Here is a 24,942-nt window from a genome sequence, read left to right on the forward strand (position 1 = left end):
ACAGGAGTCAACATGCCAACTAGCGCGCACAAATACTCAATCGAGGACCTGTTGGCCGCACTGCTGCGCGATCAGGGCATCCACGAGGGCCACTGGGCGTTGAACGTTGAATTTACGGCTACGGGAGCGTCCGTCAAACCGCAGGACAATCCCGCGCGGACGCTGCCGGGCCTGATCGTGTCATTGAACAGCGCGACCTTGCTGCGCGCAGACGCTTCGGCGGCCGGCGCAGTCGACGCTGCCGTCGCCAATCCGCGTAAAGACGCGCCGCGCGCGAAACCCGTGCGAAGCCGCAAGCCGGCCTCGACCACCCTGCAGTAGCAGTTGAATGGCTTCCGCTGGACTTCCGAAAAAAGGGACGTTGTCATGATGCAACGCACCATGACGTCACACCCCAGCGACATCCCGCCACACCAAAAAATTGCTGCATTGCACTAGCTTTTGCCTAGGGAAAACCCTATACTTCTTCTTAAGGGAAAACCCTAGCAAATGCAGTAACTAACCGGGAGTCGCCATGAGCTTCATTTTTGCACTGTTCCAAAAGGTCAGCGACCTCTTTGCGTCGCCCCACCTGCCGATGGATTCGGATTACTCGTATGAAGCGCGTAGCCGCGAATCGGCGCGTATGCGCCGCGCGCAAGCTACGTTGTTCGGCGTCAAGCTGACCGACTAAAAAGTCTAGCTGACTGTCCTGAGCGCGGAGCACCGCACAGGGACGCGCACTTCGGGTGCGCATCGCACTATTGAAGCCACTGTTCGCGAAACGCGTACGGTGGCTTTTTGTTTTTTGGGCGGTTCGGAATGCCTATCTGTTGCCTAATATTTCTCCGACGAAATGAATGTAACGGCGCCTGACATCCGGCCGACGCTTCCTGCGCCTTGCCTGCGACGCATGCCCCTGTGAACGGGGCGAGAGCGCGGTACGACCGTGCCGTCATCCGGCCCCATCTGTGAAATGCCCGCTTACAAGTGCTCACGTCTTCGAGCGGTTTGCGTCGCTAAAGTTGCTCTCAAGCGTACGGCGTCGGGTTCGATCCTTCGAACGAGCACCGGCGCTGGCTTGAAACAACACTTTGATGGGAGGTCACTATGAAAACCTTTAACAAGACATCGCGTTCGATCATTGCAACCCTGCTGGCAGGTGGCGCGTTGCTCGCAGCCGGTAGCGCTTTCGCCCAGGACCGCGTCATCGTGGAGAATGGCTACCGCCCGGCGGTGTATGGTCAGCCGCACATGATGCCGGTAGGTGTGTCGATCAACATCGGCTGGCATGGCGACCGTTACTACGACGGCCACCGCTACTGGGCTCACGACGAGTGGATGCACAATCACCCGCACGACCGCGATCCGCGCCACCACGACGACCATCGTCCGCCGCATCACGGTTAATGCATGCATGACGACGCCGCGCATGGCGGCGTGAGGTCCACAAAGCCGGTCCTTCCTCGCGGAAGACCGGCTTTGTCACGTTCGGCCTTGCAAACGGGTGCGCTGCGCTATGCTTGAAGGCTTTTATCGACGGCAGCAGGAGAGCGGCGTGGACAAGGCAACAATTGGCGTAGTGGGCACGGGGTTGATGGGCGTCGGCATTGCGACGCAAAGCGCGCTGCACGGGCACCGGACGATCGTCCACGACGTCGATCCGGCGCGTCTGGCCAGCGTCGCGCCGAAAGCGGAAGCGGTGCTGGACGAATTGATCGACGCCGGACGTATCGACGCAGCGGCCAAACGCGCGGCGCTCGCGCGCATCGAAACCCATGCGCAACTCGGCGTGATGGCGTCGGCGCAATTCGTGATCGAGGCGATTCCCGAGGTGCTCGAACTGAAGCATCGCCTCTATGCGGCGCTCACCGGACTGCTGGCCGACGACGCGATTCTCGCGAGCAATACCAGCGGCTTTCCGCCCGATCAACTGGTCGCGCCGTTGCGCGCGAAAGAGCGCTTTCTGATCGCGCATTTCTGGAACCCGCCGCACATGATCCCGCTCGTCGAAGTCGTGCCGGGCACGGCGACCGCGCCGGAAGTCACGCAACATACCGTCGTGCTGATGAGCTCGATCGGCATGGAGCCGGTGGTGCTGGCGAAGGCGATTCCGGGTTTCGTCGGCAACCGCCTGCAATTTGCGGTGCTGCGCGAGGCGTTGAACATCGTGCGCTCCGGCGCCGCGACGCCGGATGTGGTCGACCGGGTCATGAAGGCGTCGCTGGGACGCCGTTGGGGAATCGTCGGACCGCTCGAAGGCGCCGACATGGGGGGGCTCGACACCTTCCTCGACATCTCCTCGCATCTGATGCCGGAGCTTGCCAAAGACGAGGACGTGCTGGACCTGCTGCGTCAGCAGGTCGATGCGGGGCGTGTCGGCGTGCGCAGCGGCGCCGGTTTCCATGAGTGGGACGACGAGCGTCTGGCGCGCGTCAAGGAAGGACGCAAACGCGTGATCAGCCGCGGCTGATGCAGGCCTGGTGCGGGCGCATAACGCGAGTGAACGCGAGTGAACGCAAACGGGCGCAGCCGAACGCGCTCGCCGCGCCGCGCGTTGCAACGACATTGCTGCCGCGTTTCCACCATGCACCTGGCGCCTGGCGAGAGCCTTGCCGCAGCATCGAAGATAGCAGCAACGCCTCCCGCTCCACACCACAGCACGCCCGCAACGACTCTCGCTACTCTGCGGTATAACTAGTCACTTCGCACCACCCGCCAACTCACCACCACGTCATGTCCCACTACTTCTACGACCCCGCTGCCGGCCACGGCCTGCCGCATGACCCGTTCAAGGCCATCGTCGCTCCGCGTCTGATCGGCTGGATTTCCTCGCGCGATACCGACGGCACGTTGAACCTTGCGCCCTACAGTTTCTTCGGCGCGTTCGCCACCTTCCCGCCGATCATCGGCTTCAGCAGCGAGGGCCGTAAAGACAGCGTCAACAACATCGAGGCCACCGGCGAATTCGTCTGGAATCTTGCGACGCGGCCGCTCGCCGAACAGATGAACCGTTCGTCGGCGCCGGTCGCGCCGCACGTCGACGAGTTCGAACTCGCCGGCCTGACGCCCGCACCCGGCCGCAATGTCGCCGTGCCGCACGTCGCCGAATCGCCGGCCGCGCTCGAATGCAAGCTGCTGCAAGTGGTGCGTCTGCATACGCTCGACGGCAAGCCGATGGACAACTATCTGTCGCTCGGCCAGGTGGTCGGCGTGCATATCAACGAGGCGTATCTGAAAGACGGCCTGTTCGACACTCAGGCCGCGCAGCCGATCATGCGTGCGGGCTATCGCGCCGACTATGCGCAAATCGGCGAGATGTTCCAGATGTTCCGCCCGACTGCCTGAACAGGATCCCCGGCGTTTGACGTACGCCGAGCCGTGCCGCGCAATGCGGCGCGGCATCTGAAGTATCGAGCGCCATCGCGTGCCGCCGCAGAACCAGGTCAGACCGAGGCGAGTACCAGAAAACTTGGCCTGCTTGATGCTTGCCATCGACGCTCCAACGCGTCGTTTCAACTGCCGGCTCACTCTCATGGAGCGCGATCATGTCCACCGAATTCGCCACGCAATTCAGCCATGTCCGTCCGCAAGACACGTCCTACGTGGATCAGGGCTTACGCGACTTTTTTCTCTACCGCGATCTGGGCATCGCGCAGGCGACCGGCGGCAAGGTGCTCGCGCAACTCGTCAAGGCGAATCACGCACCAGAGCAAGGCACCGGCTGGCACCGTCATGAGGCCGACTTCCACATTGTGATCATGCTGAAGGGCTGGGCGCGCTTCATGTACGGCGACAAGGAAACGCTGGTCGCCGCTGGCGATTGCGTGCACCAGGCACCGGGCATCATCCACTATCTGTTCGACTACTCCGAAGACATGGAATACGTCGAAATCGTGTCGCCTGCCGATTTCAAATCGATTGAAGTCGAAGGGCCGTGTGAAGTGCCGGCCGTGAAGCCGTGGAAGAGCGTTGCTGTTTGATGGAAGCGGGAGCAGTTCTGGCGGCGGGATAGCCGTCAGCGCTGCGAACACCGTGTGCATACGCCGCACCGCGGCGTACCACGCAGCAGACAAGCCCCAGCGAACCAGATCACTAACTGGCCGATGGCCGTCTGCGCGGCGTTTGCGCCGCAGCCGGTTTTGCTGCGGCACCAGCGACGGCGGTTGAACCGCCGCTGGCGTCGGCACTCGCGCCGGCGCCATTCGCGCCGCCCGCCGCCAACTGCGCGTCCACTTCGACATCGACCACCGCCGCGGCAGCCGGCGCCGCTGCCGTCATCTCTGCTGCGGCCGCGGCGGGCATCGGGACAGGCGTGATCGTGCGCGCCCGCGAACTCACCAACACCGCGCGCGGCTCGTTGTCGTAGATTACGGCCCGCACGCGCGGATAAATGTGCCGCTCCCAGCGGCGTCCGTTGAACACGCCGTAATGCCCGACACCGGTTTGCACGTGATGCGTCTTCAGATATGGCCGCAGCTTGTCGCACATGTCCTGCGCGGCGAGCGTCTGCCCGACGGCGCAGATATCGTCTTTTTCGCCCTCGACCGTGAGCAACGCAGTCCGGCGGATCTTCGACGGGTCCACCACCCGGCTTTCCACTTCGAGCGCATGCAACGGCAGTGCGTGCCGCTGAAAAATCGTGTCGACGGTTTCCAGATAGAAGTCGGCCGTCAGGTCCATCGTCGCGAAATATTCTTCGTAGAACGTGTGAATCGCATCGGCTTTCGCTGGATCGCCCTTCGCGCGCTCGTAATACATCGTCTCGAACGAATCGGCATGGCGCGCGAGGTTCATCGACATGAACGCGCTCAACTGCATGAAGCCCGGATACACGCGCCGATGCGCGCCCGCGAAACCGAACGGCACCGCGCTGATCAGGTTCTGCTCGAACCACTCGATCGGTTTGCTCTTCGCCAGTTCGTTGACCCGCGTCGGATTGATGCGCGTATCGAGCGGCCCGGCCATCAGCGTCATGCTGGCTGGCTGGTCGGGATGATCCTCGGCGGCCATCAGCGCGACTGCCGCGAGCGCGGCGACGGTCGGCTGGCATACCGCCAGCAGATGCGAGCTGGGCCCGATCTTCTCCGTGAAATCGATCACGTGCTGGACGAATTCGTTGAAGCCGAAGCGGCCCTGGCTCAGCGGCACGTCGCGCGGGTTGTGCCAATCGGTGATATAGACGTCGTGGTCGGCCAGCATGGTGCGCACGGTGCCACGCAGTAGCGTCGCAAAGTGGCCGGACATCGGCGCGAGGATCAGCACGCGCGGCTGCGGCGCCGACGGCGTGGTGTCCTTACGGAAATGCAACAGCGAACAGAACGGCGTGTGCGCGGTGATTTCCTCGACGACGGCCACCTGCCTGCCTTCCGTCACTACGCTATCGATGCCGAACGGCGGCCGCACGGGCGTGAGTCCGGCAAGCGTCAACAGTTCGCAGCCCGCGCGCAATGAGCGGCCATGCGACGTGTCGCCGAACGCGGGCCACGCGTCGAGCGAATGATTCATCAGTGCCGCGCTGTGCCGTAGCGGCAGCATCATGTCGGCGCCGGCCTGGAACGCGGAGTATGCGAACAGGTTCATAACCCTCGCACGAATGCGGGAAAGGAAGGAGCCCGAATAGAGGCAAGTCATGTGCCATGCATGGCCGTTGGGGCCCGCCGCGGCTCCCGCGTTGGCATGGCATTTGCGCGCGTCGGCTTAACGGGCCGGAAGTGCCGCGCTTTGGTGCGTATGCGCACGGCGGCGTGCATGCCTGAGCTCACGCGTCGGCCGGGCGCGTCATCTGGAGGAGAAACGTATGGCGAATACCACGCTCACTATCAGCAGCAAGAATTATTCGTCGTGGTCGTTGCGCGGCTGGCTGTTGACGAAGTTCAGCGGCTTGCCGTTCGAAGAGATCGTGGTGCCGATCGACGATCCCGCCGCGCGCGCCGAACTGCTGCTGTTGTCGCCGTCGATTCTGGTGCCGTGCCTCGTGCACGACGGCATCGAGATCTGGGACACGCTCGCGATCGCCGAATATCTGAACGAGGTGAAACCGCAAGCCGCGCTGTTGCCGAAGGACATTCGCGCGCGAGCGCATTGCCGCTCGATTTGTGGCGAGATGCATTCGGGTTTCGCTTCGCTGCGCTCGGCATTGCCGATGAACCTCAAGGCGCATTTCCCGGGCTTCAAGGTGTGGGCGCGCGCGCAGTCGGATATCGACCGGATCGTGACGATCTGGGGCGAGTGCCTGAAGCACTATGGCGGTCCGTTTCTGTTCGGCGAGCGCACCGCGGCGGATGCGATGTACGCACCCGTGGTGATGCGTTTCGTGACTTACGACGTGAAGCTCGATCCGGAAATCGTCGAATATGGACAGCGGATCATCGCGCTGCCCGACATGCAGCAGTGGATCGCCGAGGCGCAGCAGGAAGTCGAAGAGATCGACGAACTGGACGCCGAGTTTTAAGCCGGCGTCGTGGTAGCGCGCATGCGACTCGCGCATCGACCGCGCTGACGGAAGCACAGCCGGCGCGGCAATGAACACTGCGCCGCGCCTCAGCCGGCACGAACGCCAGGTCACTCGCGTCCGCGTTCGAGCTTGAACACGCTGACCACTTGCGCAAGACGCGCGGCCTGCTCGCGCAACTCGGCGGCCGCGAGTTCCGCGTCGCCGACGATCGTCGCGTTCTGCTGGGTCGCCTCGCCGATCTGCGTGACGGCGAGGTTGACCTGCTCGATGCCGCCCGATTGCTCGCGCGACGCGACGTTGATCTCGCTCATGATCGCGCGCACCTGGCCGACCTGCTGAACGATGCCTTGCATGGTCGAGCTGGCTTCTTCGGCGATCCGAAATCCGCTTTTGACTGTCGCCGTCGAACTCGCGATCAGGCTTTCGATTTCCTTCACCGAGGCCGCGCTGCGTTGCGCGAGCGCGCGCACTTCCGAGGCCACCACCGCGAAGCCCTTGCCGTGCTCGCCCGCGCGCGCGGCTTCGACGGCGGCGTTCAGCGCGAGGATGTTGGTCTGGAACGCGATGCCTTCGATCACCGTCGTGATCTCCGCGATCTTCTGCGACGAACGGCTGATCTCGCCCATCGTCGACACCACCCGCTCGACCGCGCGGCCGCCTTCGAGCGCGGCATCGGCGGCGTGCGTGACGAGCGTGTTGGCTTGCGTCGCGTGAGCGGCGTTCTGCTGCACGGTCGACGTGATCTGCTCCATGCTGGCCGCCGTTTCCTCGAGGCTGCTCGCCTGCGTGGCGATGCGCGCGGCGATATGGCCGCTGCCGGTGGCGATCTTCTCGGTGCCCTCCGACATATCCGCCGATGCATTGCGCACCTGCGAAACGATCCGCGCGAGGCCTTCGCCGATCCCGTCGATCGACTGCATCAGGCGGCCGATTTCGTCGGCGCGCGCGGTGCCGTGCCGCGCCACGCGCACGCTCAGGTCGCCCGAGGCGAAACGTTCGGAGGCTTTCGCGGCTTCGTCGAGCGGACGGCTGACGAGACGCCGCACCGCGATCAGGAACACGATCGCGAACACGCCGACCAGCACGAGACCGAGCAGCACGAAGCGATTGCGCGTCGCGACGACGTCGGCCAGCACTTCGTCGCGCGGCGCGACGCCGCCCACCAGCCATTGCCACTCCGGCACCGTGACGAACGACACGAATTTGTCGCGCGCGTCCTGCTCGCCGAGCGTCGCGTCGGCGGAACTGTAGTCGAGCTGGCCTTGCTTCATGTCGAGCATGCGTTGATACGGCGCGTTCGCGTCGTCCGCTTTCTGCCCGGCGGCGGCCGGATGCACGATCAGCTTGCCGCGATCCGCGCCCTTCGACGCGTCGAGCACGAAGTAATAACCGCTCGCGCCGATCTTCAGATTGCGGATGCCGTCCTCGACAGACTGAATCTCCTTGTCCACGTTCACGCCGACGAACAACGCGCCGATCACGCGGCCGCTCGCGTCGGTGATCGGCCGGTATTGCGTGATCCAACGTTTGCCGAACAGCGCGGCCAATCCCGTATAGGAGCGGTTCGCGAGCAGCGGCGCATACGCCGGTCCCTTGCGATCGAGCAGCGTGCCGATCGCGCGCGAGCCGTCCTGTTTCTTCAACGAGGTCGTCACGCGCACGAAGTCGTCGCCGCTGCGCGCGAACACGGTGGCGACCGCGCCGCTGCGTTCGAGAAACTGGTCGGGGATGGTGAAGTCCAGGTTCAGCACTTTGTCGCCGGCCTTGAAGGTCGGCGTCGCCATGCCGCCGATGTCGACTTTCTGCGTGTCGTCGAGCGCGAAGTCGGGGGGCAGGAAGCTCGCGAACAGCGCCATCGAACGGTCGACTTCAGCCGACAGCGCCTGGTCGAACAGCGTGATCATTGCCGCGATCGAGCGGTCTTTTTCGGCGATGCGTTCGAGCACCTGATCGCGGACCTGGCCGCCGGCGGCGCGCGTGAGCGCCCACGCGAAGGTGGCGAAAAGCAACGCTACCAGCACGCATGAGAGCACGGCGAGCCGGACGCCGACGCTGGCGCGGCGCAAAAAGAGAAAGTCCATGGGCAGTCGCTGAGTAAGGGGGACAAGCGAAAGCGCCGATCATGGGAGGCATGCCGGCGTCGTTGTCTGGTTTACGGCTGCGGCTGCGCTGACCTTTAGGGCCGTTGAAAGTGGTTCGTAATGCATGCGGCGCCGAGGGGGGCGCCTTTGAAGGGCGACGGCGTGCGCGGCGCCTGATGTTCGATGCGCTCCTGAAGCGTTGCCAGCGCTTCTAACGCGCTGCCAATGCTCCTAACGCCCCGGCCCGCCGCGCCAGGTGCGCAACAGCAACGCGTTGGTGACGACGCTGACGCTCGAAAACGCCATCGCCGCGCCGGCGAGCATCGGATTCAGCAAACCGAACGCGGCCAGCGGAATGCCGATCAGGTTGTAGACGAAGGCCCAGAAGAGGTTTTGCTGGATTTTGCGCCAGGTCCTGCGCGAGATATCGACGGCATCGGCCACCAGCGCCGGATCACCGCGCATCAGCGTGATGCCGGCGGCGTGCATCGCGACGTCGGTGCCGGTCGCCATCGCGATGCCGATGTCGGCGGCGGCGAGCGCGGGGGCGTCGTTGATGCCGTCCCCGGCCATCGCGACGATGCCCGCGCGGCGGATTTTCAGATCGCGGATCACGCGGGCTTTGTCGTCGGGCAGGACTTCGGCGTGGAATTCGTCGATGCCGAGCGCCTCGGCGACGCTCGCGGCGCTGCCGCGATTGTCGCCGGTGACGAGCACGCTGTGGATGCCCATTTGCGCCAGCCGTTCGACGGCGGCGCGTGCGGTGGGTTTGACGGTGTCGCCGAATGCGATCAGCGCGAGCGCGGCGGGCGCTTGCGCATCACGTGCCATGAGCCACGAGACGGTGTTGCCGGCGGTTTCGAGTTCGTGAGCGCGCGAAGCGAGCGCGGGCGGCAACCCGATGCCGAGTTCGTCGAGCCAGCGCGTGCTGCCGAGCGCGAGCGTGCGCCCGCCGACCTCTGCTTCGACGCCACGGCCGGCGACCGCGCGTGCGGCGGTGGCTTGGGGGACGTGAGGGTGAAGAGCGGGAGGCGTTGCCGGGCCGGCCGTTGCGGTCTGCACTGTCGATGCGGCGTGCGTCGGTGTCTGCGGCCTCTCAGCGGTTTCAGCAGCATCGACCACTTCAGTCGTTGCCGCATTCTCCGCCACCGCGGTCGCCGCTTCATACGCCTTCACCACCGCACGCGCCAGCGGATGATCGCTGTGCCGCTGCACCGCGGCCGCAAGCGCCAGCGCTTCATCGCGGCCCATCCCGCCGATCGGCTCGAACGCCGTCATCGACGGCTGCCCGAGCGTCAGCGTGCCGGTTTTATCGAACGCGACGATGCTCACCCGATGCGCGGTCTCCAGCGCCTCGGCGTCCTTGATCAGCACACCGTGCCGCGCGGCGACGCCGGTGCCGGCCATGATCGCCGCCGGTGTCGCCAGCCCGAGCGCGCAGGGGCAGGCGATTACCAGCACGGCCACCGCATTCAGAATCGCGGTTTCGCCGCCTGCGCCGGCGATCAGCCAGCCGATCAGCGTGAGCAGCGCGATCGCGAGGATCGCCGGTACGAAGATTTCGCTGACGCGGTCGACCAGCCGCTGGATCGGCGCCTTTTCCGCCTGTGCGCTTTCGACGAGGCGGATGATCCGCGCCAGCGTCGTTTCGGCGCCGATCGCAGAGGTCGTCACGGCAATCGCGCCTTCGCCGTTGATCGAGCCGGCCGTGACGGTATCGGCCGGCTGTTTCGGCACCGGCAGACTTTCGCCGGTGATCAGCGATTCGTCGATATGCGTGCGGCCTTCGAGCACCGCACCGTCGACCGGCACGCGCTCGCCCGGCCGCACGATCACCACCGTGCCGACCTGCACCTGCGCGAGCGGCACCTCGCGCTCGCCGCCGCCGACGCGGATGCGCGCGCGCTCGGGGCGCAGCGCGTTGAGTGCGCGAATCGCATCGGTGGTCTGACGCTTCGCGCGCGCTTCGAGCCATTTGCCGAAGCGCACCAGCGTGATCACGACCGCCGACGCTTCGAAATACAGATGCATCATGTCGCCCGGATGCGACGCGAGTTCGTAGACGCTGATGCCGTACGCCGCCGACGTGCCGAGCGCCACCAGCAGGTCCATGTTGCCCGCGCCTGCCCGCACGGCGCGGTAAGCCGCGCGATAGAAGCGCGCGCCGAACACGAACTGCACGATCGAGGCGAGCCCGAATTGCAGCCACGGCGGCGGCATCGCATGCACGCCGAACCATTCGCCGAACATCGGCACGATGAGTGGCAGCGTCAGCACGGCGCAGGCGAGCACGGCGGCGAGTTCGCGGCGAGCCTCGCTGCGCTTGCGCTCCGCGGCGGTGGGGGCCGTGGTGGCGGCCTGGCCGGTGGCGTCGGCAAGCGCCGCGGTCTCCGGCGCCGCGATCAGGGTCGCTTCGTAGCCGGCCTTGCTGACGGCGGCGATCAGCGTATCCGGGTCGGCGGCCGTGCTGCTGAGTTTGACGGTGGCGGTTTCGGTCGCCAGATTCACCGACGCGTGCGTGACACCCGGCACCCTGGCGAGCGCTTTCTCGACCCGCATCGCGCACGATGCGCAGGTCATGCCGCCGATCGCCAGTTCAGTGGTGGGCTGCATTTCAACCTGGGTGGCGTCGGTGCGAGCGGACGGCGTGGCTTCATAGCCCGCTTTGCGCACGGCGTTGGCAAGCGCTTCGGCATCGACGGTCGCATCGCCTTCGACCCGTGCCTGCTCAGTGGCCAGATTCACCGACGCACGCGTTACGCCCGGCACTTTGGCGAGCGCCTTCTCGACGCGCGTCGCGCACGAGGCGCATGTCATCCCGCCGATATCGAGTTCGGCGAATCGGACGGGAGCGGAGGAGGGAGTGGCAGCGGTGCGCTGCGGATCGGCGAGGTCGGTCATGGTCGGCAAGCTCGTGGCGGCATTGGGCCGCATCGTGAATCCAGTATCGACCTTCCCATGATGGGAAAGTCAAGGACCGACGATGCGGCGGCGAGCCGGCGTCGCAAGCGTTCGCTCAGAAAGCCGGCGGCGCGTCCAGCATCGCCTGGCCGACGGCCTGCTGCTGATCGCTGGCGCGCGCGAGCAGCGCGTCGGCCGCGCCGCGCCGGTCGGCGGCTTCCTTGTTCTGGCTGAGTTTCCATTTGCCGACGAGGCGCGTCACCTCGATTTCGATCCCGACGATCGCGCCGAGCATCTGCGTAATGAAGTCGGCGGGCGCGTCGCCCATCTTCCACGGCACCGCTTCGCCGGCTTCCATCTTGCGGGTGAGCCGCGCAACGAGACCGCGCACGAACGGCTCGTCGTCACGCACGACGATCCGGCCGTGCGCATGCACCACGATGTAGTTATACGTCGGCACCTGGCGATGCGCTTCATGCTTGCTCGGATACCACGTCGGCGAGATGTAAGCGGCGGGACCCTGGAAGATCACGAGGGCGTCGGGATGGGTGGCGGCTTCTTTCCAGACCGGGTTCGCGCGGGCGACGTGGGCGCGCAGCAGACAGCGGCTTGGCGGTGCCGAAGCGTCGTCCCCCGCAGGGACGAGCTGCGCTTCGAACGGCAAATGATTCGCGTCGAGCCCGTTCGGCCCGTTCGTAATCAGCGCGCCGAACGGCTGCTCGGCGATCAGGCGGTGGAGAACCTCTGGACGGTTCTCTTCGAAATGGGCGGGCATATACATTGAAGCGCTCCGGATACGAAAGGGCGAAAAGACGCAAAGGACGCAACGGCAAAAAAACGTCGGTGCGTTGGCAAGCGCGACAGGTGCCGCGCGCCGGAGCGAATCTGCATAAAAGCGTCAACCGCATCTTAGATGGACCACTCCCGCATGCGATAAGGCGCGATCTCCACCTTTGTGCTTGCCTGGTTAGCAAGGATACGATACAACCCGATGTTGTCGGCATCGCGAATCGCGATCTGGCTGCGCTGGGCTTTGGGAGGCCACGCATGCAGGCATCGCTGCGCACCGGCATCTCCCATAGGACCGCACGTTCCGCCACCTGAACGAATGATAAAAAATCGCCGAGAACTGTTTTCGATTCACTGGACCTGCGCATCGCTCGCAGGCCTCGCTTTTCTGGCCGGTTGCGCGTCGACCCCGTCCGCGACGCCCAAATCTACCGGCTGGATCAAGGATGAAGTCGCCGATTCGTACGTATTCGGCTATCCGCTCGTGCTGATGGGGGTGGCGCGCGACGCCGCGATCGGCACCGAGCCGGGCCAGGCGCCTCTCAATACGCTGCGGCACGCCCAGGCGCTGCCGCCGATCGGCGCGGCCAATCCGCCGCAGCCGGGCGTCGACACGCTCGACTCGACCGGCTGGCTCGACGTCGGCAGCGAGCCGGTGCTCGTGTCCTTGCCCGACTCGCACGGCCGCTACGTCGATGCCCGCGTGCTCGACATGTGGACCAATGTGGTGTGGTCGACCGGCCCGCAGTTCGCGACCGGCGCGAAGGGCATCAAGGCGCAGACCATCGCGTTCGTCGGCCCGGGTTGGCAGGGCGAACTGCCCGGGGGCGTGAAGCGCGTCGACGTGCCGACCGCCAACGCATGGGTGAGCGTGCGCATCCAGTCGAACGGCGCGCGCGACCTGACGGCGGTCCGCAAACTGCAACGTGCGATTCGCGTCGCGCCGCTGAGCGCCTATGGTGCTGATTCGCGCTCGGCCCCGGCCCCGGTCGCGCCGCCGCGCGGCAACGCCGCCGATGGCGCGCGCGCCGCCGCCGGCACGCCGGCCGCGCAAGTGGCCGCGCTCGACGCAAACGGCTTCTTCAGCCGTCTCGCGGACGCCTTGCCTGACAATCCGCCGACACCGGCCGATCCTCACGCGCTGAAAATTCTCGCGGACCTCGGTGTGACGCCCGGCAATCCGGTGAAGCTGCCTGGCGCGCGCGACGCGATCGCGGCAGGTCTCGCCGACGGCCACGAGCGCGTCGCCACGCCGCCTTCCAACATGCTGACCGGCAATGGCTGGAGCTGGTTCGGCGAAGGCGTCGGCAACTACGGTCCCGACTACGCGTTGCGCGCCTACGCTGCGAGTGCGCAACCGTGCATCGGCACCCGCGACGACGAAGTGCGCGCGGTCGTCACCCAGGACAGCGACGGCCATCCGCTGAACGGCGCGAACCGCTACGTCATTCACTTCGCGCCGAACCAGTTGCCGCCGGTGCACGGCTTCTGGTCGATCACCGCCTACACGCGCGACGGCGCATTGGGCGACAGCGCGCCGGCGCGTCTCGCGGTGGGCGATCGCAACGGCGCACGCCGCAATCGCGACGGTTCGCTCGATGTGACCGTGTCGTCCGCGCGCGCGCGAAACGGCAACTGGCTGCCGGCGCCGCGCACGGATATGCAACTGGTGCTGCGCCTTTACGCACCGAAACCGCAAGCGACCGACGGCAGCTGGCAACCGCCGGCCGTCGTGCGTCAGTGAAATGTTTCGGTCAACTGTGTTAACGAAATCGAGCTAACTGTGTCGACGAAACGCGCCGGTGAAATCTGCCGGCGCAATGCGTCAGCAAGATGACAGCCACGCACTCGCTGACGCCTCGAACGCCGTCTGTTCATCGCCTCGCCGCGGCGGACAAACGGCGCCATCATCCGGCCGGATCTCTAAGCCGCGGCTGACATTCCTATCCCACACCACGTTCACACCTTATACTGCCGCTTGCGGGATTTTCGTTTTCGCGGCGGGCTTGCCGCCGCACTACCCAAAACCGAGCATGGCAAGCCTCAATAAAGCATCACTAGCATCTTCCATACAGACCGTGCGCGAAGCCGCGCAGTCACGCCGTACACGGCGCGTCCTCATAGGTCTGCTGATCTTTCTCGTCTTGTTCGGTCTGCTCGGCTTTTTCGCGGCACCGCCGCTGATTCGTCACGTCGCCGAACAACAGCTCAGCAAGCAGCTCGATCGTCCGGCCACGATCGGCCGCATCGCGCTCAATCCATACACGCTGCGGCTCGAAGCCGATCGCGTGCATATCGGCGAGCGCGGCGGCGCGGGCGATTTCGTCGATATTGAGCGGCTCATCGTCAAGCCGTCGTGGAGTTCGCTGTTTCGCGGCGCGCCGATCGTCGACGAAGTGCAGCTCGACTCGCCGCGCTTTCATATCGTTCGCTACGATGCGCAGCGCTTCAATTTCACCGATCTGATCGAGAAGTTCGCGAGCCAGCCGGCCAAGCCCGATAGCAAGCCGACGCTCTTTTCGGTGTCGAACATTCGTCTCGAAAACGGTCAGATCACGTTCGACGACAAGCTGCTCGGCGCGACGCACGTGATCGATCAATGGAAGCTCGGCATTCCGTTCATCGCTACGCTGCCTTCGAAAACCGGTATCTTCGTCGAGCCGCTGCTGCGCGCGCGCATCGACGGCAGTCCGCTCGCCATCGACGGCAAGACCAAGCCGTTCGCGGCGTCGCGCGAGTCGGAAGTGTCGCTGCGTTTCGACGGGCTCGACGTGCCGCGCCTGATGTCCTATGTGCCGACCAAGCTGCCGGTGATCCTGCAGTCCGGCAAGCTGTCCACCGATCTGAAGCTCAATTTCGTGATGTCGAACGACGCGCCTTCGCTGCGCGTGACAGGCACCGTCGACATGAACGACGTGGACGTGCAGGATCAGGGCAAGGCGCCGTTCTTCGCGGCGCGCGCGGTGCACGTCGCCGCCGCGACGCTGGAGCCGTTAAAGAGCCTCTATCACTTCGACGAGATCCGCATCGATGCGCCGAGTGCGAGTCTCGCGCGTGACAAGGACGGCGTGCTGAGCGTCGAGCGGATGTTCGCGCCCGCGCCGGCCGCGCCGCACGCGGCGGCTTCCGCGAGCGCGCCCGGATCCGAAGCGGGGGCGCCGCAGCCCGCCGCGAGCGCACCGGCAGCGGCGTCCGGCGCGAAGGCGAACACCGCGGAAAAAGGCGCGCCGCTGGACCTGTCGATCAAACGCTTCGTGCTCAACGACGGCACCGTCAACGTGCACGACGAAGCGGCCTCCCGTCCTGTCGATCTCGGTCTGCAAAAACTCGCGGTGACGCTGAACGATTTTTCGACGCTCGCCAACGCGCCCGCGCATTACACGCTGAACACCGACTTCAAGGACGGCGCCGGATCGCTCGCCGCCGAAGGCAAGCTCGGGCTCGCCGCGAAAACGGCCAGCGCGAAGCTCGATCTGAAGTCGCTGAAACTGCCGCAGTTGCAGCCCTATCTCGACACCGCGACCGCCGCGCAAGTGACGGACGGCGCGCTGTCCGTGACGACGAATATCGACACGAACTGGTCGAAGTCGCCAGCGGCCGTGATGGTCGCCGATACGCAGCTGGACCTGCAATCGCTGAAGCTGGCCGCGCGTGGCGACAAACAGCCGGTGGTGTCGCTCGCGCAAGGCAGCGTGGTGGTCAAGCAGGTGGACTTGGCCGCGCGCACGGCGGACGTGACCAGCGTCGCCACGACCGGCCTCGCGATCGACGCGCAGCGGCTCAAAGACGGCAGCATCAACCTCGCCTCGCTTGCCGGGCCGCACGAAGCCGCGCAGCGGCGCACCGCGGTTCACGCGGCCAAACAGGCGCACGCCGAGGGGCCCGCGTGGCACTACAAGATCGGCGAGTTGACGCTGAAAGATGCGACCGCCAATTTCACCGACCACACCACGCCGCAGCCGGTGAAGCTGAGCATCACGCCGCTGCAGTTGAAAGTGCAGCAGATCAGCGACGACCTGAGCCGTCCGCTGCCGGTCGATCTGCAAGCCACACTGAACAGGAAGGGCACGCTCGGCGTGAAGGGCGACGTCACGGCGACGCCGCTCAAGGTGGCCGTCAAGGTGAACGCGAACCGGCTCGACGCGGCGGCTTTCGAGCCGTACTTCGGCGGCAAGCTGAACGCGGTGATTGCGAGCGCGTTGCTCAATGCGAACGGCGATCTCGCGCTGACGCAGGCGAAGTCGTTGAAGGCGAACTATCACGGCGACATGGCGCTCGTCGACGTGCGCATGCTCGACAAGGCGACCTCGGACCCGTTCGCGGGGTGGGGCTCGCTCGCGCTGTCCAACCTGAAGGCCGCCTACGACGAACACGGCACGGTGGTGGACGCGGGCCGCGTGACGTTCACGAAGTTCTATGGACGCGTGCTGTTGAACGCACAAGGCAAGCTGAATCTGAGCGACGTGGTCGCGCATGAAGACGGCGCCGCGCAATCGCTGACGCGCGACAAGAGCGGCGCCGAGCCCGTGCAGCTGACGCCGCCCGCGGCATCGGCAGTGGCCACGGCGTCCGCGCCGGTTCAGGCTTCGTCTGCAACGCCTGCCGCGCCCGCCACGGTCACGGCCGCCACGCCGCCGCAAAGCCCGGTCAAGCTGCACTTCGGTCAACTGGTGCTGCAGCAGGGCCGCCTCACGTACACGGACAACTTCATCAAGCCGAATTTCACCGCGAACCTGGTCGGCATCCAGGGCACGGTCGGCGCGTTCGGCACGCAGTCGAGCACGCCCGCGCCGGTGGACGTCGCCGCGAAACTGGCAGCCAATGGACCGCTGTCGATTCGCGGCACCGTCAATCCGCTGATCGCCAAACCGGCGCTTGATCTGACCGCGAGCGCGCACGATATCGAGCTGACCAACCTCACGCCGTATTCGTCGAAATATGCCGGCTATCCGATCACCAAGGGCAAGCTGAACGTCGATCTGCACTACAAGCTCGACAACGATCAACTGAACGCGGACAACCACCTGTTCATCGACCAGCTCACGTTCGGCGACCACATCGACAACGACACGGCGACCAAACTGCCGGTGCGTCTCGCGATTTCGTTGCTGAAGAACTCGCGCGGCGAAATCGACGTGAATCTGCCGGTGTCGGGCTCGCTGTCGAATCCCGAGTTCAGCGTCGGCGGCCTGATCTGGCATGCGGTGCTCAATCTGTTGCAGAAAGCGGTGACCGCGCCGTTCTCGCTGATCGCCAACGCATTCGGCGGTAGCGGCGAGGAATTGGGCTATGTCGAGTTCGAGCCGGGCTCGGCGAAACTCACGGACGCCGACACCAAAAAGCTCGACACAATCGTGAAGGCGCTGGCCGACAAGACCTCGGTGCGCATGGATCTGATCGGCCGGGTCGATCCGGCTGTCGATGAACCGGCGCTGCGCACCCGATACGTGGAGCGCCTCGTCAAGCAGCAGAAAATCAAGGACGTGGTGGGCAACGGCGAGAGTGTCGATCTATCGACCGTGACGATCGATCCCAAGGAGTACGACAAATACCTGACGAAGGCCTACAAGGCGGCGGACTTCAAGAAGCCGCGCAACTTCGTCGGGCTGACCAAAAGCGTGCCGGATGACGACATGAAGAGCGCGCTGGCCGCCAACGCGCCGATCGACGAAGCCAGCCTGCGCCAGCTCGCGCAGCAGCGTGCGCAGAGCGTGCAGCGGTATCTGGACGGCAAGATCGACAGCAGCCGCGTGTTCATCGTCGCGCCGAAGCTGAACGCGGACGGCATCAAGGACAAGGGCGCGACCACGCGCGTCGACTTCGGTCTGAAGTGAGCGGTGTGAGCGGCCTGCTACGCCACGCGTGACGTGGCGTGACGCGCTGCTCGTCGATCAGGCGGCGCGCGTCGGCGCTTTCAACGCGGTCTGCTCGATCACGCGCGCGAGCGTGTCGAACGCGGGGCCGATCTTGTCGTTCGCCACGCACGCATAGCCGAGCAACAGTCCGCGCCGTGGCGGCGGATCGACGCTGTAGTAGCTCGCAAGCGGCCGCACGATCACGCCGGCATCGAACGCGGCGGCCGTCACCGCGCGATCGTTCGCGTGGTCCGGCAGGCCCAGGACCAGGTGCAGACCCGCCTCGTCGCCCATCACGGGCAGTTCGCTGCCGAAGCGCGCGGTGATCGCGTCGATCAGAATCTGCCTGCGCTCGCCGTACAGCGCCCGCATGCGCCGCACATGCGACGTGAGATGCCCGTCCATGATGAAGTCGGTCATCACGGCCTGCTGCATCAACTGCCCTTCGCGATACAGCTCCGCGACGCCGGTGCGAAACGTATCCACCAGATGCTCCGGCGCGATCATGTAGCCCATGCGCAAGCCCGGAAACAGCATCTTGCCGAGGCTGCCCACGTAGATCACCTGACCGGCGTCGTCGAGTCCCTGCAGCGAAGCGAGCGGGCGGCTGCCGTAGCGGAACTCGCTGTCGTAGTCGTCCTCGATGATCCACACGTTGTGCTGGCGCGCATATTCGAGCAGCGTGCGGCGGCGCGGGAGGCTCATCACCATGCCGAGCGGATACTGATGCGACGGCGTGACGAGCGCGAGACGCGGCGGCTGTTGCAGATCCTGTTCGCGCGGATTCAGACCTTCGTCGTCGACCGGCACCGGCACCAGCGTCACCCCCGACGATTGCAGCACGCTGCGCGCGCCCCAATAGCACGGCTCCTCGACCCAGGCGCGATCGCCGACGTCGGTCAACAGGCGCACCGCAAGGTCGATCGACTGATGAATGCCCGTCGTGATGATGATCTGGTCCGCCGTGCAATTCACGGAGCGCGCGACCCGCAGATAGTCCGACAGCGCCCGCCGCAACGGCCGGTAGCCGCCGCCGGGCGCATAGGTGAGCAGATCGGGATTGGCTTCCTTCCACAAGCGCGCCTGCAGGCGGCTCCACGTGCGCGCGGGAAATTCCGCGACATCGGGCACGCCCGGCATGAACGCGCCCCACTGCTTGGCGGAGACGCCGGCCTGGTGGATCAGGCGTCGTCCGCGATTCGACAGGTCGCTTAAGTCGCGTTTGGGTGGCTTCGGGATTTCCCCAGGCAACGCGCCTCGTGCGCCGGCCTCTGCCACCGCCGGTTTGCGGCGCGTATTCACCGCAGCCGAGTCCGGGCGCGTGTCGGCGACATAGGTGCCGCTGCCGGTGGTCGAGATCACATAGCCTTCGGCGGTCAACTGGTCGTAGACGTGCAGCACCGTGTTGCGCGCGATGCCGAGGTCTTCGGCGAGCGTGCGCGAGCTGGGCAGCTTGGTGCCGGGCGGCAACTGGCCGGTCAGGATGGCCTGCTGCATCAGCCGCAACGTCTGCCGGTAGACCGGTTCGGCGGCGCCGCGGTCGAGCCGCGCGGCGAGCCAGTCCGACAAAATCACCGTGTCCAAGTGGTTCTATCCGGAATAATGAAATGGTTCCATATTGTAGAACCGTAACGGTCTATAGTGAGCCACGCAATCGATGCAATCCCGCTGCCATGCAGCAGGTGCGCGCCGGATGAAACTGCAAGGGATCGGAGGAAGCGCTAAGGCGTCAACTCCCATCGACAGGAGACGAGGGCATGAAAACCGATGACGTGATCGTCAGCTTTCGAGGTGTACGCAAGACCTACGACGGCGAAACGCTGGTCGTCAAACAGCTCGATCTGGATATCTATCAGGGCGAGTTCCTGACGCTGCTCGGGCCGTCCGGCTCAGGCAAGACCACCTGTCTGATGATGCTGGCGGGCTTCGAATTTCCCACCGGCGGCGAGATCTGGCTCGACGGCACGTTGCTCAATACGGTGCCGCCGCATAAGCGCAACATCGGCATGGTGTTTCAGAACTACGCGCTGTTCCCGCATCTGACGGTCGAGCAGAACGTCGCCTATCCGTTGACCGTGCGCAGGCATTCCGCGGAAGAGCGCGCGCATCGCACCCACAACGCGCTGAAGATGGTGCGCATGGAGAGCTTCGCGAAACGCTATCCGGCGCAGCTGTCCGGCGGCCAGCAGCAGCGCATCGCGCTGGCGCGGGCGCTGGTGTTCGAACCGAAGCTGGTGCTGATGGACGAGCCGCTCGGCGCACTCGACAAGCAGTTGCGCGAACACATGCAGTACGAACTCAAATCGCTGCATGAGAAGCTCGGCGTCACCTTCGTGTACGTCACGCATGATCAGGGCGAGGCGCTCACCATGTCCGACCGCGTCGCCGTGTTCGACAAAGGCATCGTGCAGCAGCTCGATACGGTCGATCGTCTCTATGAATCGCCGTGCAACGAGTTCGTCGCGAACTTCATCGGCGACAGCAACAAACTGCGCGGCACGATCGCGAATGTCGACGGCGAGTATTGCGAGCTTCATCTGAGCGACGGCACGCGTTTGACCGGGCGCCATATCGGCGATGCGCACACGGGTGCGCCCGCGATCGCCTGCATCCGGCCCGAGCGCATGAAACTCGCGAACGGTTCGACGCGGCCAGGCGCCAACGCGCTCAGCGGCGAAGCGCGCGGGCTGATCTATTTCGGCGACCACGTGCGCCTGCGCTGCGGCGTGCGTGAGCAGGACGAGTGCTTCGTCAAGGTGCCGCTCGGCACCGCCGCGCTCGACACCTTCACGCCTGGTGCGCCCGTCGCACTGGAGTTTGCGCCCGAGTATCTGCGGGTGTTCGCGGCGGCGTGAACGTGTCGAACGCCTGGCGGTTCGACGCAGGCAAGGCAAGGCAGCACATAACAAATCGCACTGTACTCAGCTTGATGCACACCACCAAAGGAGAACACACCATGAACACAATCGGGAAATCGCGCTGCGCCATCGCTGTCGGTGCGCTCGCGCTCGCGCTGGGAGCCGCGCAGGTCAATGCAGCCGAGCTGACGGTCGTCAACTTCGGCGGCGCGAACGGCGATGCGCAGAAAGCCGCCTTCAACCAGCCGTTCGAAGCGCAAACCGGCAATAAGGTGACCGCCGTCGAATACAACGGCGAGCAGGCCAAAGTGAAGGCGATGGTCGAAGCCAAGCATGTGAACTGGGACGTGGTGGAAGTCGAATCGGGCGACATCGGCCGGGGTTGCGACGAAGGGCTGTACGAGAAGCTCGACTGGTCGAAGATCGGCAAGAAGTCGGATCTGATTCCCGAAGCGCCGCAAACGTGCGGCGTCGGCTTTTTCGTGTGGTCGACGGCGCTCGCATATAACGCCGACAAGTTGAAAACCGCGCCGAACGGCTGGGTCGATTTCTGGGACGTGAAGAAATTCCCCGGCAAGCGCGCGATGCGCAAGGGCGCGCGCTACAACCTCGAATTCGCGCTGATGGCCGACGGCGTGCCGCCGAAGGACGTCTACAAGGTGCTCGCCACCAAGGAAGGCCAGGACCGCGCCTTCAAGAAGCTCGACGAACTGAAGCCGAACATCCAGTGGTGGGAAGCGGGCGCGCAGCCGCCGCAGTTTCTCGTCGCGGGCGACGTGGTGATGTCCACCGCGTACAACGGCCGCATCGACGCCGCGCAGAAGGAAGGCAAGAACCTCAAGGTGGTGTGGAACGGCAGCATCTACGACCTCGACTACTGGGCGATTCCGAAGGGTTCGCCGAACAAGGCGTTGGCGGAGAAGTACATCGCTTATACGCTGTCGTCGAAACCGCAGCAGGACTACGCGCACCACATCGCGTACGGTCCCGTGAACGTGGCGGCGATCAAGGCGCTCGACCCGAAGACGCTCGCGAATCTGCCGAATTCGCCGGCCAACGGCAAGAACGCGGTGCTGCAGAATCTGGCGTTCTGGACCGATCACGGGGATGAACTGGAGCAGCGCTTTTCTTCGTGGGCTTCGAAGTAAGCGGGTCGGGGCAGCAGGGCGCGGCTTTGCCACGGGCGGGGCCGCGCCGTATCGATACATGCAAGCGTGCGCGCGGGTTCGAAGCCGGGCGCGCACGCTCGGATGCGACGTGGGAGAACAGGTGTGACTACGATGACGATCGCCGCCGATTCGACGCCTGAATCAACCGGGCGCCTCAAGCGCGAACTGAAAGCCGCGGAATCCAGAAAGCGCGCAATGGCGCTGCTGCTGATCGCGCCGCTCGCGATCTTCCTGCTGCTCATTTTCGTCGTGCCGATCGGCACGCTGCTCACGCGCGCCGCGCAGAACCCGGAAGTCGCCAACGCGTTGCCGCATACGCTCGCCGCGCTGAGCAACTGGGACCGCAAAACGCCGCCACCGGATGCCGCGTTCGGCGCGCTTGCCACCGACCTCACCGCGGTCGCCGACAGCGACGGCATGGGCGCGCTCGCGCGGCGTCTGAACGTGGAGATTCCAGGCTTTCGCTCGCTGGTCGCGAAGTCCGCGCGTGCGATGCCGTTCGTCGACGACAACAGCCAGCCCCTGCATCTGACACCTGCGCAGATACGCGCGAAATTCGTCGAACTGGACGAACGCTGGAACGACATCGCGTACTGGCAGGCCATTGCGAAAAACGCCGGCACGTTCTCGCCGTTCTACCTGCTGGCTTCGCTGGACCACAAGCAGGACGCGTTCGGCCGCATCATCCCGACCGATCCCGATCAGCAGATCTATCTCAAGGTGTTCAGCCGCACGTTCGTGATCGGCGCGGCGGTGACGCTGTTCACGCTGCTGCTCGGCTATCCGCTCGCGTACTGGATTTCGACGCTGTCCGAGCGTCGCGCGAATCTGGTGATGATTCTCGTGCTGATCCCGTTCTGGACGTCGATCCTCGTGCGCGTCGCCGCATGGATCGTGATTCTGCAAAGCGAAGGGCTCGTGAACAAGGCGCTGATCGCAAGCGGCCTGCTGCATGATCCGCTCGCGCTGCTGTTCAACCGCACCGGCGTCTACATCTCGATGACGCACATTCTGCTGCCGTTCATGATCCTGCCGCTGTACAGCGTGATGAAGTCGATTCCGCCCACTTACCAGCGCGCGGCGATCTCGCTAGGCAGCCATCCGTTCGCTGCGTTCTGGCGTGTGTACGTGCCGCAGACTTATCCGGGCGTCGGCGCGGGCGCTCTGCTGGTGTTCATTCTCGCGATCGGCTACTACATCACGCCCGCGTTGCTCGGCGGACCTAACGACCAGATGGTCAGTTACTACGTCGCGTACTTCACCAACGTGACGATCAACTGGGGCATGGCGTGCGCACTCGGCGGCTTGCTGCTGGCGGCGACGCTCGTGCTGTACGTGATCTACGGACGCTTCACGCGTTCGTCATTGAGTCTCGGCTGAACGGAGCGCATTGCGATGAAACTTGCCAAGCCCCTGTTCGCACCGCATACGTCACTGGTCGAGCGTGTGTGGTATTTCGCGCTGCGCGCGCTCGTCGTGCTGACGCTGCTGTATCTGATCCTGCCCGTGCTGGCGATCGTGCCGCTGTCGTTTTCGTCGAGCACGTTTCTGGTGTATCCGATTCCGGGCTGGTCGCTGCGCTGGTATCAGAACCTGATCGCGTCCGACGAGTGGCGCATGGCCGCGAAAAACAGCTTCATCGTCGCGCCCTCGGCGACGGTGGTCGCGACCGTGCTCGGCACGCTCGCGGCGGTCGGGCTGACCAAGGCGAACTTTCGCGGTAAAGGCCTGCTGATGGCGATCCTGATCTCGCCGATGATCGTACCGGTAGTGGTGGTCGGCGTCGGCATGTATCTGTTCTTTGCGCCGCTGGGGCTCGCGAATACCTACATCGGTCTGATCCTCGCGCACGCGTCGCTCGGCGTGCCGTTCGTCGTCACCACGGTGGCCGCCACGCTGCAAGGGTTCAACTACAACCTGGTGCGCGCCAGCTTGTCGCTGGGTGCGAATCCGCTGAAGACGTTTTTCCGCATCACGCTGCCGGTGATTGCACCGGGCGTGATTTCCGGCGCGCTGTTCGCGTTCGCGACCTCATTCGACGAAGTGGTCGTGACGCTATTCCTCGCGGGCGCGGATCAAACCACGCTGCCGCGGCAAATGTTCACCGGCATCCGCGAGAACATCAGCCCCACCATCGCCGCGCTTGCGACGATTCTGATCGTCTTCTCGACGTCCCTGCTGCTGGCGCTCGAATGGCTGCGCGGACGCAACGCCGCGCGGGCAGTCAGGGCTTGAGCGGGGCCGATGCCGGCGGGAGACCCGCCGGTTCCCGTGCGGCATCGCGATCGGATGATTATCGGACGCGATTCTAAGATTGCTCCCATTCCCGATGGGTCTGCGGGTCTGCATACTCTGAGCCTTCTAAAAACAATGCGCTCGGCGCAGACAGACCATGACATTCCCGCTAACGGCGCTGGCAGGTGCGTCGGCCTCGGCCGGCTGCACGGACCATGCGGCGCGTGAACGGCTCGGCATCGCCACCACGATGCTGCCCCGCGGCAAGCTCCGTTTCAATGCCATCGCGCTCGATTCAAAGAAGACGGGCGCCACCCGCAAACCAACTACCCGCTATACCTACCGCCTCGGCGGCGACGCCTGCGACCCGCGCCTGTCGTTGCTGCGCGCGCGACCCGTCGAGCAGTATCTGCGAACGCGCGGCGTGAGATTGCCGACCGTGGTTCACGGCCAACGCAGTTCGAGTCCGCGAGCCGAATGCCGGCAAACGAAGCGCGACGATCTGGTGCGATGCCTCGCGCCCAATCGCCGGGTCGAGATAGAACTGGCGGGTACGGCTTCGTAGGCCAACCCGTACGACGCAAATAACAAAACAGGCACGCCGCGCGGTTCGATGAC

20 protein-coding genes are annotated in these 24,942 nt (G+C 65.1%); 14 read left to right on the top strand and 6 right to left on the bottom strand.

Features of this window, described 5'->3' with window-relative positions; translation table 11 throughout:
* The first annotated feature begins 12 nt into the window (after nucleotides 1-12).
* From B0G69_RS19240 to B0G69_RS19260, 6 genes are all read left to right on the top strand, one after another.
* Nucleotides 13-321 (top strand): hypothetical protein, encoded by a 309-nt coding sequence (locus tag B0G69_RS19240; protein ID WP_121320111.1) that lies wholly within the window; start codon nucleotides 13-15, stop codon nucleotides 319-321.
* A gap of 193 nt (nucleotides 322-514) precedes the next feature.
* Nucleotides 515-673 (top strand): hypothetical protein, encoded by a 159-nt coding sequence (locus tag B0G69_RS41440; RefSeq protein ID WP_175163805.1) that lies wholly within the window; start codon nucleotides 515-517, stop codon nucleotides 671-673.
* A 416-nt stretch (nucleotides 674-1,089) separates the two neighbouring features.
* Nucleotides 1,090-1,389: a hypothetical protein gene (locus tag B0G69_RS19245; RefSeq protein WP_121320113.1), complete on the top strand. Its 300-nt coding sequence runs from the start codon at nucleotides 1,090-1,092 to the stop codon at nucleotides 1,387-1,389.
* Between the two features lie 109 nt (nucleotides 1,390-1,498).
* The gene (locus B0G69_RS19250) at nucleotides 1,499-2,452 is read left to right on the top strand and encodes a 3-hydroxyacyl-CoA dehydrogenase family protein (protein ID WP_199731292.1); all 954 of its coding nucleotides are present in this window, start codon (nucleotides 1,499-1,501) and stop codon (nucleotides 2,450-2,452) included.
* A 263-nt stretch (nucleotides 2,453-2,715) separates the two neighbouring features.
* A complete protein-coding gene (locus B0G69_RS19255; RefSeq protein ID WP_121320117.1) occupies nucleotides 2,716-3,327 on the top strand; it encodes a flavin reductase family protein in 612 nt (203 codons plus the stop codon).
* Nucleotides 3,328-3,527: 200 nt separating this feature from the next.
* Complete coding sequence (locus B0G69_RS19260; protein WP_121320119.1) at nucleotides 3,528-3,962, top strand: cupin domain-containing protein; 435 nt, start codon at nucleotides 3,528-3,530, stop codon at nucleotides 3,960-3,962.
* A gap of 112 nt (nucleotides 3,963-4,074) precedes the next feature.
* Here B0G69_RS19260 and phaZ read toward each other — a convergent pair whose 3' ends face one another.
* Nucleotides 4,075-5,562: a polyhydroxyalkanoate depolymerase gene (phaZ, locus tag B0G69_RS19265; RefSeq protein WP_121320120.1), complete on the bottom strand. Its 1,488-nt coding sequence runs from the start codon at nucleotides 5,560-5,562 to the stop codon at nucleotides 4,075-4,077.
* Between the two features lie 217 nt (nucleotides 5,563-5,779).
* On the opposite strand from phaZ, the gene B0G69_RS19270 reads away from it, so the two are divergent.
* Nucleotides 5,780-6,433 carry a glutathione S-transferase family protein gene (locus B0G69_RS19270; RefSeq protein WP_121320123.1) on the top strand — a complete coding sequence of 218 codons (654 nt, stop codon included), beginning with the start codon at nucleotides 5,780-5,782 and terminating at the stop codon, nucleotides 6,431-6,433.
* Nucleotides 6,434-6,543: 110 nt separating this feature from the next.
* Here the strand turns inward: B0G69_RS19270 and B0G69_RS19275 are convergent, their stop codons facing one another.
* From B0G69_RS19275 to B0G69_RS41040, 4 genes are all read right to left on the bottom strand, one after another.
* Nucleotides 6,544-8,517: a methyl-accepting chemotaxis protein gene (locus B0G69_RS19275; protein WP_121320125.1), complete on the bottom strand. Its 1,974-nt coding sequence runs from the start codon at nucleotides 8,515-8,517 to the stop codon at nucleotides 6,544-6,546.
* Between the two features lie 231 nt (nucleotides 8,518-8,748).
* Entirely contained in the window at nucleotides 8,749-11,418 is a 2,670-nt protein-coding gene (locus B0G69_RS19280) for a heavy metal translocating P-type ATPase (protein WP_121323772.1), read from the bottom strand.
* Nucleotides 11,419-11,533: 115 nt separating this feature from the next.
* Nucleotides 11,534-12,199, bottom strand: a complete 666-nt coding sequence (locus B0G69_RS19285) for an FMN-binding negative transcriptional regulator (RefSeq protein WP_121320127.1) — start codon at nucleotides 12,197-12,199, stop codon at nucleotides 11,534-11,536.
* 128 nt (nucleotides 12,200-12,327) lie between these two features.
* Complete coding sequence (locus B0G69_RS41040; RefSeq protein ID WP_158608956.1) at nucleotides 12,328-12,498, bottom strand: hypothetical protein; 171 nt, start codon at nucleotides 12,496-12,498, stop codon at nucleotides 12,328-12,330.
* Between the two features lie 28 nt (nucleotides 12,499-12,526).
* Here B0G69_RS41040 and B0G69_RS19290 point away from each other — a divergent pair, with 28 nt between their 5' ends.
* Nucleotides 12,527-13,951 (top strand): DUF1254 domain-containing protein, encoded by a 1,425-nt coding sequence (locus tag B0G69_RS19290; RefSeq protein ID WP_121320130.1) that lies wholly within the window; start codon nucleotides 12,527-12,529, stop codon nucleotides 13,949-13,951.
* A 289-nt stretch (nucleotides 13,952-14,240) separates the two neighbouring features.
* Nucleotides 14,241-18,041 carry a DUF748 domain-containing protein gene (locus B0G69_RS19295; RefSeq protein ID WP_121320132.1) on the top strand — a complete coding sequence of 1,267 codons (3,801 nt, stop codon included), beginning with the start codon at nucleotides 14,241-14,243 and terminating at the stop codon, nucleotides 18,039-18,041.
* Between the two features lie 57 nt (nucleotides 18,042-18,098).
* Here the strand turns inward: B0G69_RS19295 and B0G69_RS19300 are convergent, their stop codons facing one another.
* Nucleotides 18,099-19,646 (bottom strand): PLP-dependent aminotransferase family protein, encoded by a 1,548-nt coding sequence (locus B0G69_RS19300; RefSeq protein ID WP_121320134.1) that lies wholly within the window; start codon nucleotides 19,644-19,646, stop codon nucleotides 18,099-18,101.
* Nucleotides 19,647-19,819: 173 nt separating this feature from the next.
* Here B0G69_RS19300 and B0G69_RS19305 point away from each other — a divergent pair, with 173 nt between their 5' ends.
* From B0G69_RS19305 to B0G69_RS19325, 5 genes are all read left to right on the top strand, one after another.
* Nucleotides 19,820-20,917 carry an ABC transporter ATP-binding protein gene (locus B0G69_RS19305; protein WP_121320136.1) on the top strand — a complete coding sequence of 366 codons (1,098 nt, stop codon included), beginning with the start codon at nucleotides 19,820-19,822 and terminating at the stop codon, nucleotides 20,915-20,917.
* A 101-nt stretch (nucleotides 20,918-21,018) separates the two neighbouring features.
* Complete coding sequence (locus tag B0G69_RS19310; protein WP_121320138.1) at nucleotides 21,019-22,068, top strand: ABC transporter substrate-binding protein; 1,050 nt, start codon at nucleotides 21,019-21,021, stop codon at nucleotides 22,066-22,068.
* A gap of 123 nt (nucleotides 22,069-22,191) precedes the next feature.
* Entirely contained in the window at nucleotides 22,192-23,469 is a 1,278-nt protein-coding gene (locus tag B0G69_RS19315; protein ID WP_121320140.1) for an ABC transporter permease, read from the top strand.
* Nucleotides 23,470-23,484: 15 nt separating this feature from the next.
* Nucleotides 23,485-24,324 (top strand): ABC transporter permease, encoded by an 840-nt coding sequence (locus tag B0G69_RS19320; protein ID WP_121320142.1) that lies wholly within the window; start codon nucleotides 23,485-23,487, stop codon nucleotides 24,322-24,324.
* Between the two features lie 157 nt (nucleotides 24,325-24,481).
* Nucleotides 24,482-24,889: a hypothetical protein gene (locus B0G69_RS19325; protein ID WP_121320144.1), complete on the top strand. Its 408-nt coding sequence runs from the start codon at nucleotides 24,482-24,484 to the stop codon at nucleotides 24,887-24,889.
* Nucleotides 24,890-24,942 lie beyond the last annotated feature (53 nt).

Origin of the sequence: Paraburkholderia sp. RAU2J, assembly GCF_003634845.1 — a bacterium.
GTDB classification, from domain to species: Bacteria; Pseudomonadota; Gammaproteobacteria; order Burkholderiales; family Burkholderiaceae; genus Paraburkholderia; species Paraburkholderia fynbosensis.

Bases quoted from the DNA above. Each gene is read 5' to 3' on its own strand.
- B0G69_RS41440 (WP_175163805.1), top strand. From the start codon at position 515: ATGAGCTTCATTTTTGCACTGTTCCAAAAGGTCAGCGACCTCTTTGCG.
- B0G69_RS19245 (WP_121320113.1), top strand. From the start codon at position 1,090: ATGAAAACCTTTAACAAGACATCGCGTTCGATCATTGCAACCCTGCTG.
- B0G69_RS19270 (WP_121320123.1), top strand. From the start codon at position 5,780: ATGGCGAATACCACGCTCACTATCAGCAGCAAGAATTATTCGTCGTGG.
- B0G69_RS19285 (WP_121320127.1), bottom strand. From the start codon at position 12,199: ATGTATATGCCCGCCCATTTCGAAGAGAACCGTCCAGAGGTTCTCCAC.
- B0G69_RS19250 (WP_199731292.1), top strand. From the start codon at position 1,499: ATGCTTGAAGGCTTTTATCGACGGCAGCAGGAGAGCGGCGTGGACAAG.
- B0G69_RS19310 (WP_121320138.1), top strand. From the start codon at position 21,019: ATGAACACAATCGGGAAATCGCGCTGCGCCATCGCTGTCGGTGCGCTC.
- B0G69_RS19275 (WP_121320125.1), bottom strand. From the start codon at position 8,517: ATGGACTTTCTCTTTTTGCGCCGCGCCAGCGTCGGCGTCCGGCTCGCC.
- B0G69_RS19320 (WP_121320142.1), top strand. From the start codon at position 23,485: ATGAAACTTGCCAAGCCCCTGTTCGCACCGCATACGTCACTGGTCGAG.
- B0G69_RS19295 (WP_121320132.1), top strand. From the start codon at position 14,241: ATGGCAAGCCTCAATAAAGCATCACTAGCATCTTCCATACAGACCGTG.
- B0G69_RS19260 (WP_121320119.1), top strand. From the start codon at position 3,528: ATGTCCACCGAATTCGCCACGCAATTCAGCCATGTCCGTCCGCAAGAC.
- B0G69_RS19305 (WP_121320136.1), top strand. From the start codon at position 19,820: ATGAAAACCGATGACGTGATCGTCAGCTTTCGAGGTGTACGCAAGACC.
- B0G69_RS41040 (WP_158608956.1), bottom strand. From the start codon at position 12,498: ATGGGAGATGCCGGTGCGCAGCGATGCCTGCATGCGTGGCCTCCCAAA.
- B0G69_RS19255 (WP_121320117.1), top strand. From the start codon at position 2,716: ATGTCCCACTACTTCTACGACCCCGCTGCCGGCCACGGCCTGCCGCAT.
- B0G69_RS19280 (WP_121323772.1), bottom strand. From the start codon at position 11,418: ATGACCGACCTCGCCGATCCGCAGCGCACCGCTGCCACTCCCTCCTCC.
- phaZ (WP_121320120.1), bottom strand. From the start codon at position 5,562: ATGAACCTGTTCGCATACTCCGCGTTCCAGGCCGGCGCCGACATGATG.
- B0G69_RS19325 (WP_121320144.1), top strand. From the start codon at position 24,482: ATGACATTCCCGCTAACGGCGCTGGCAGGTGCGTCGGCCTCGGCCGGC.
- B0G69_RS19290 (WP_121320130.1), top strand. From the start codon at position 12,527: ATGATAAAAAATCGCCGAGAACTGTTTTCGATTCACTGGACCTGCGCA.
- B0G69_RS19240 (WP_121320111.1), top strand. From the start codon at position 13: ATGCCAACTAGCGCGCACAAATACTCAATCGAGGACCTGTTGGCCGCA.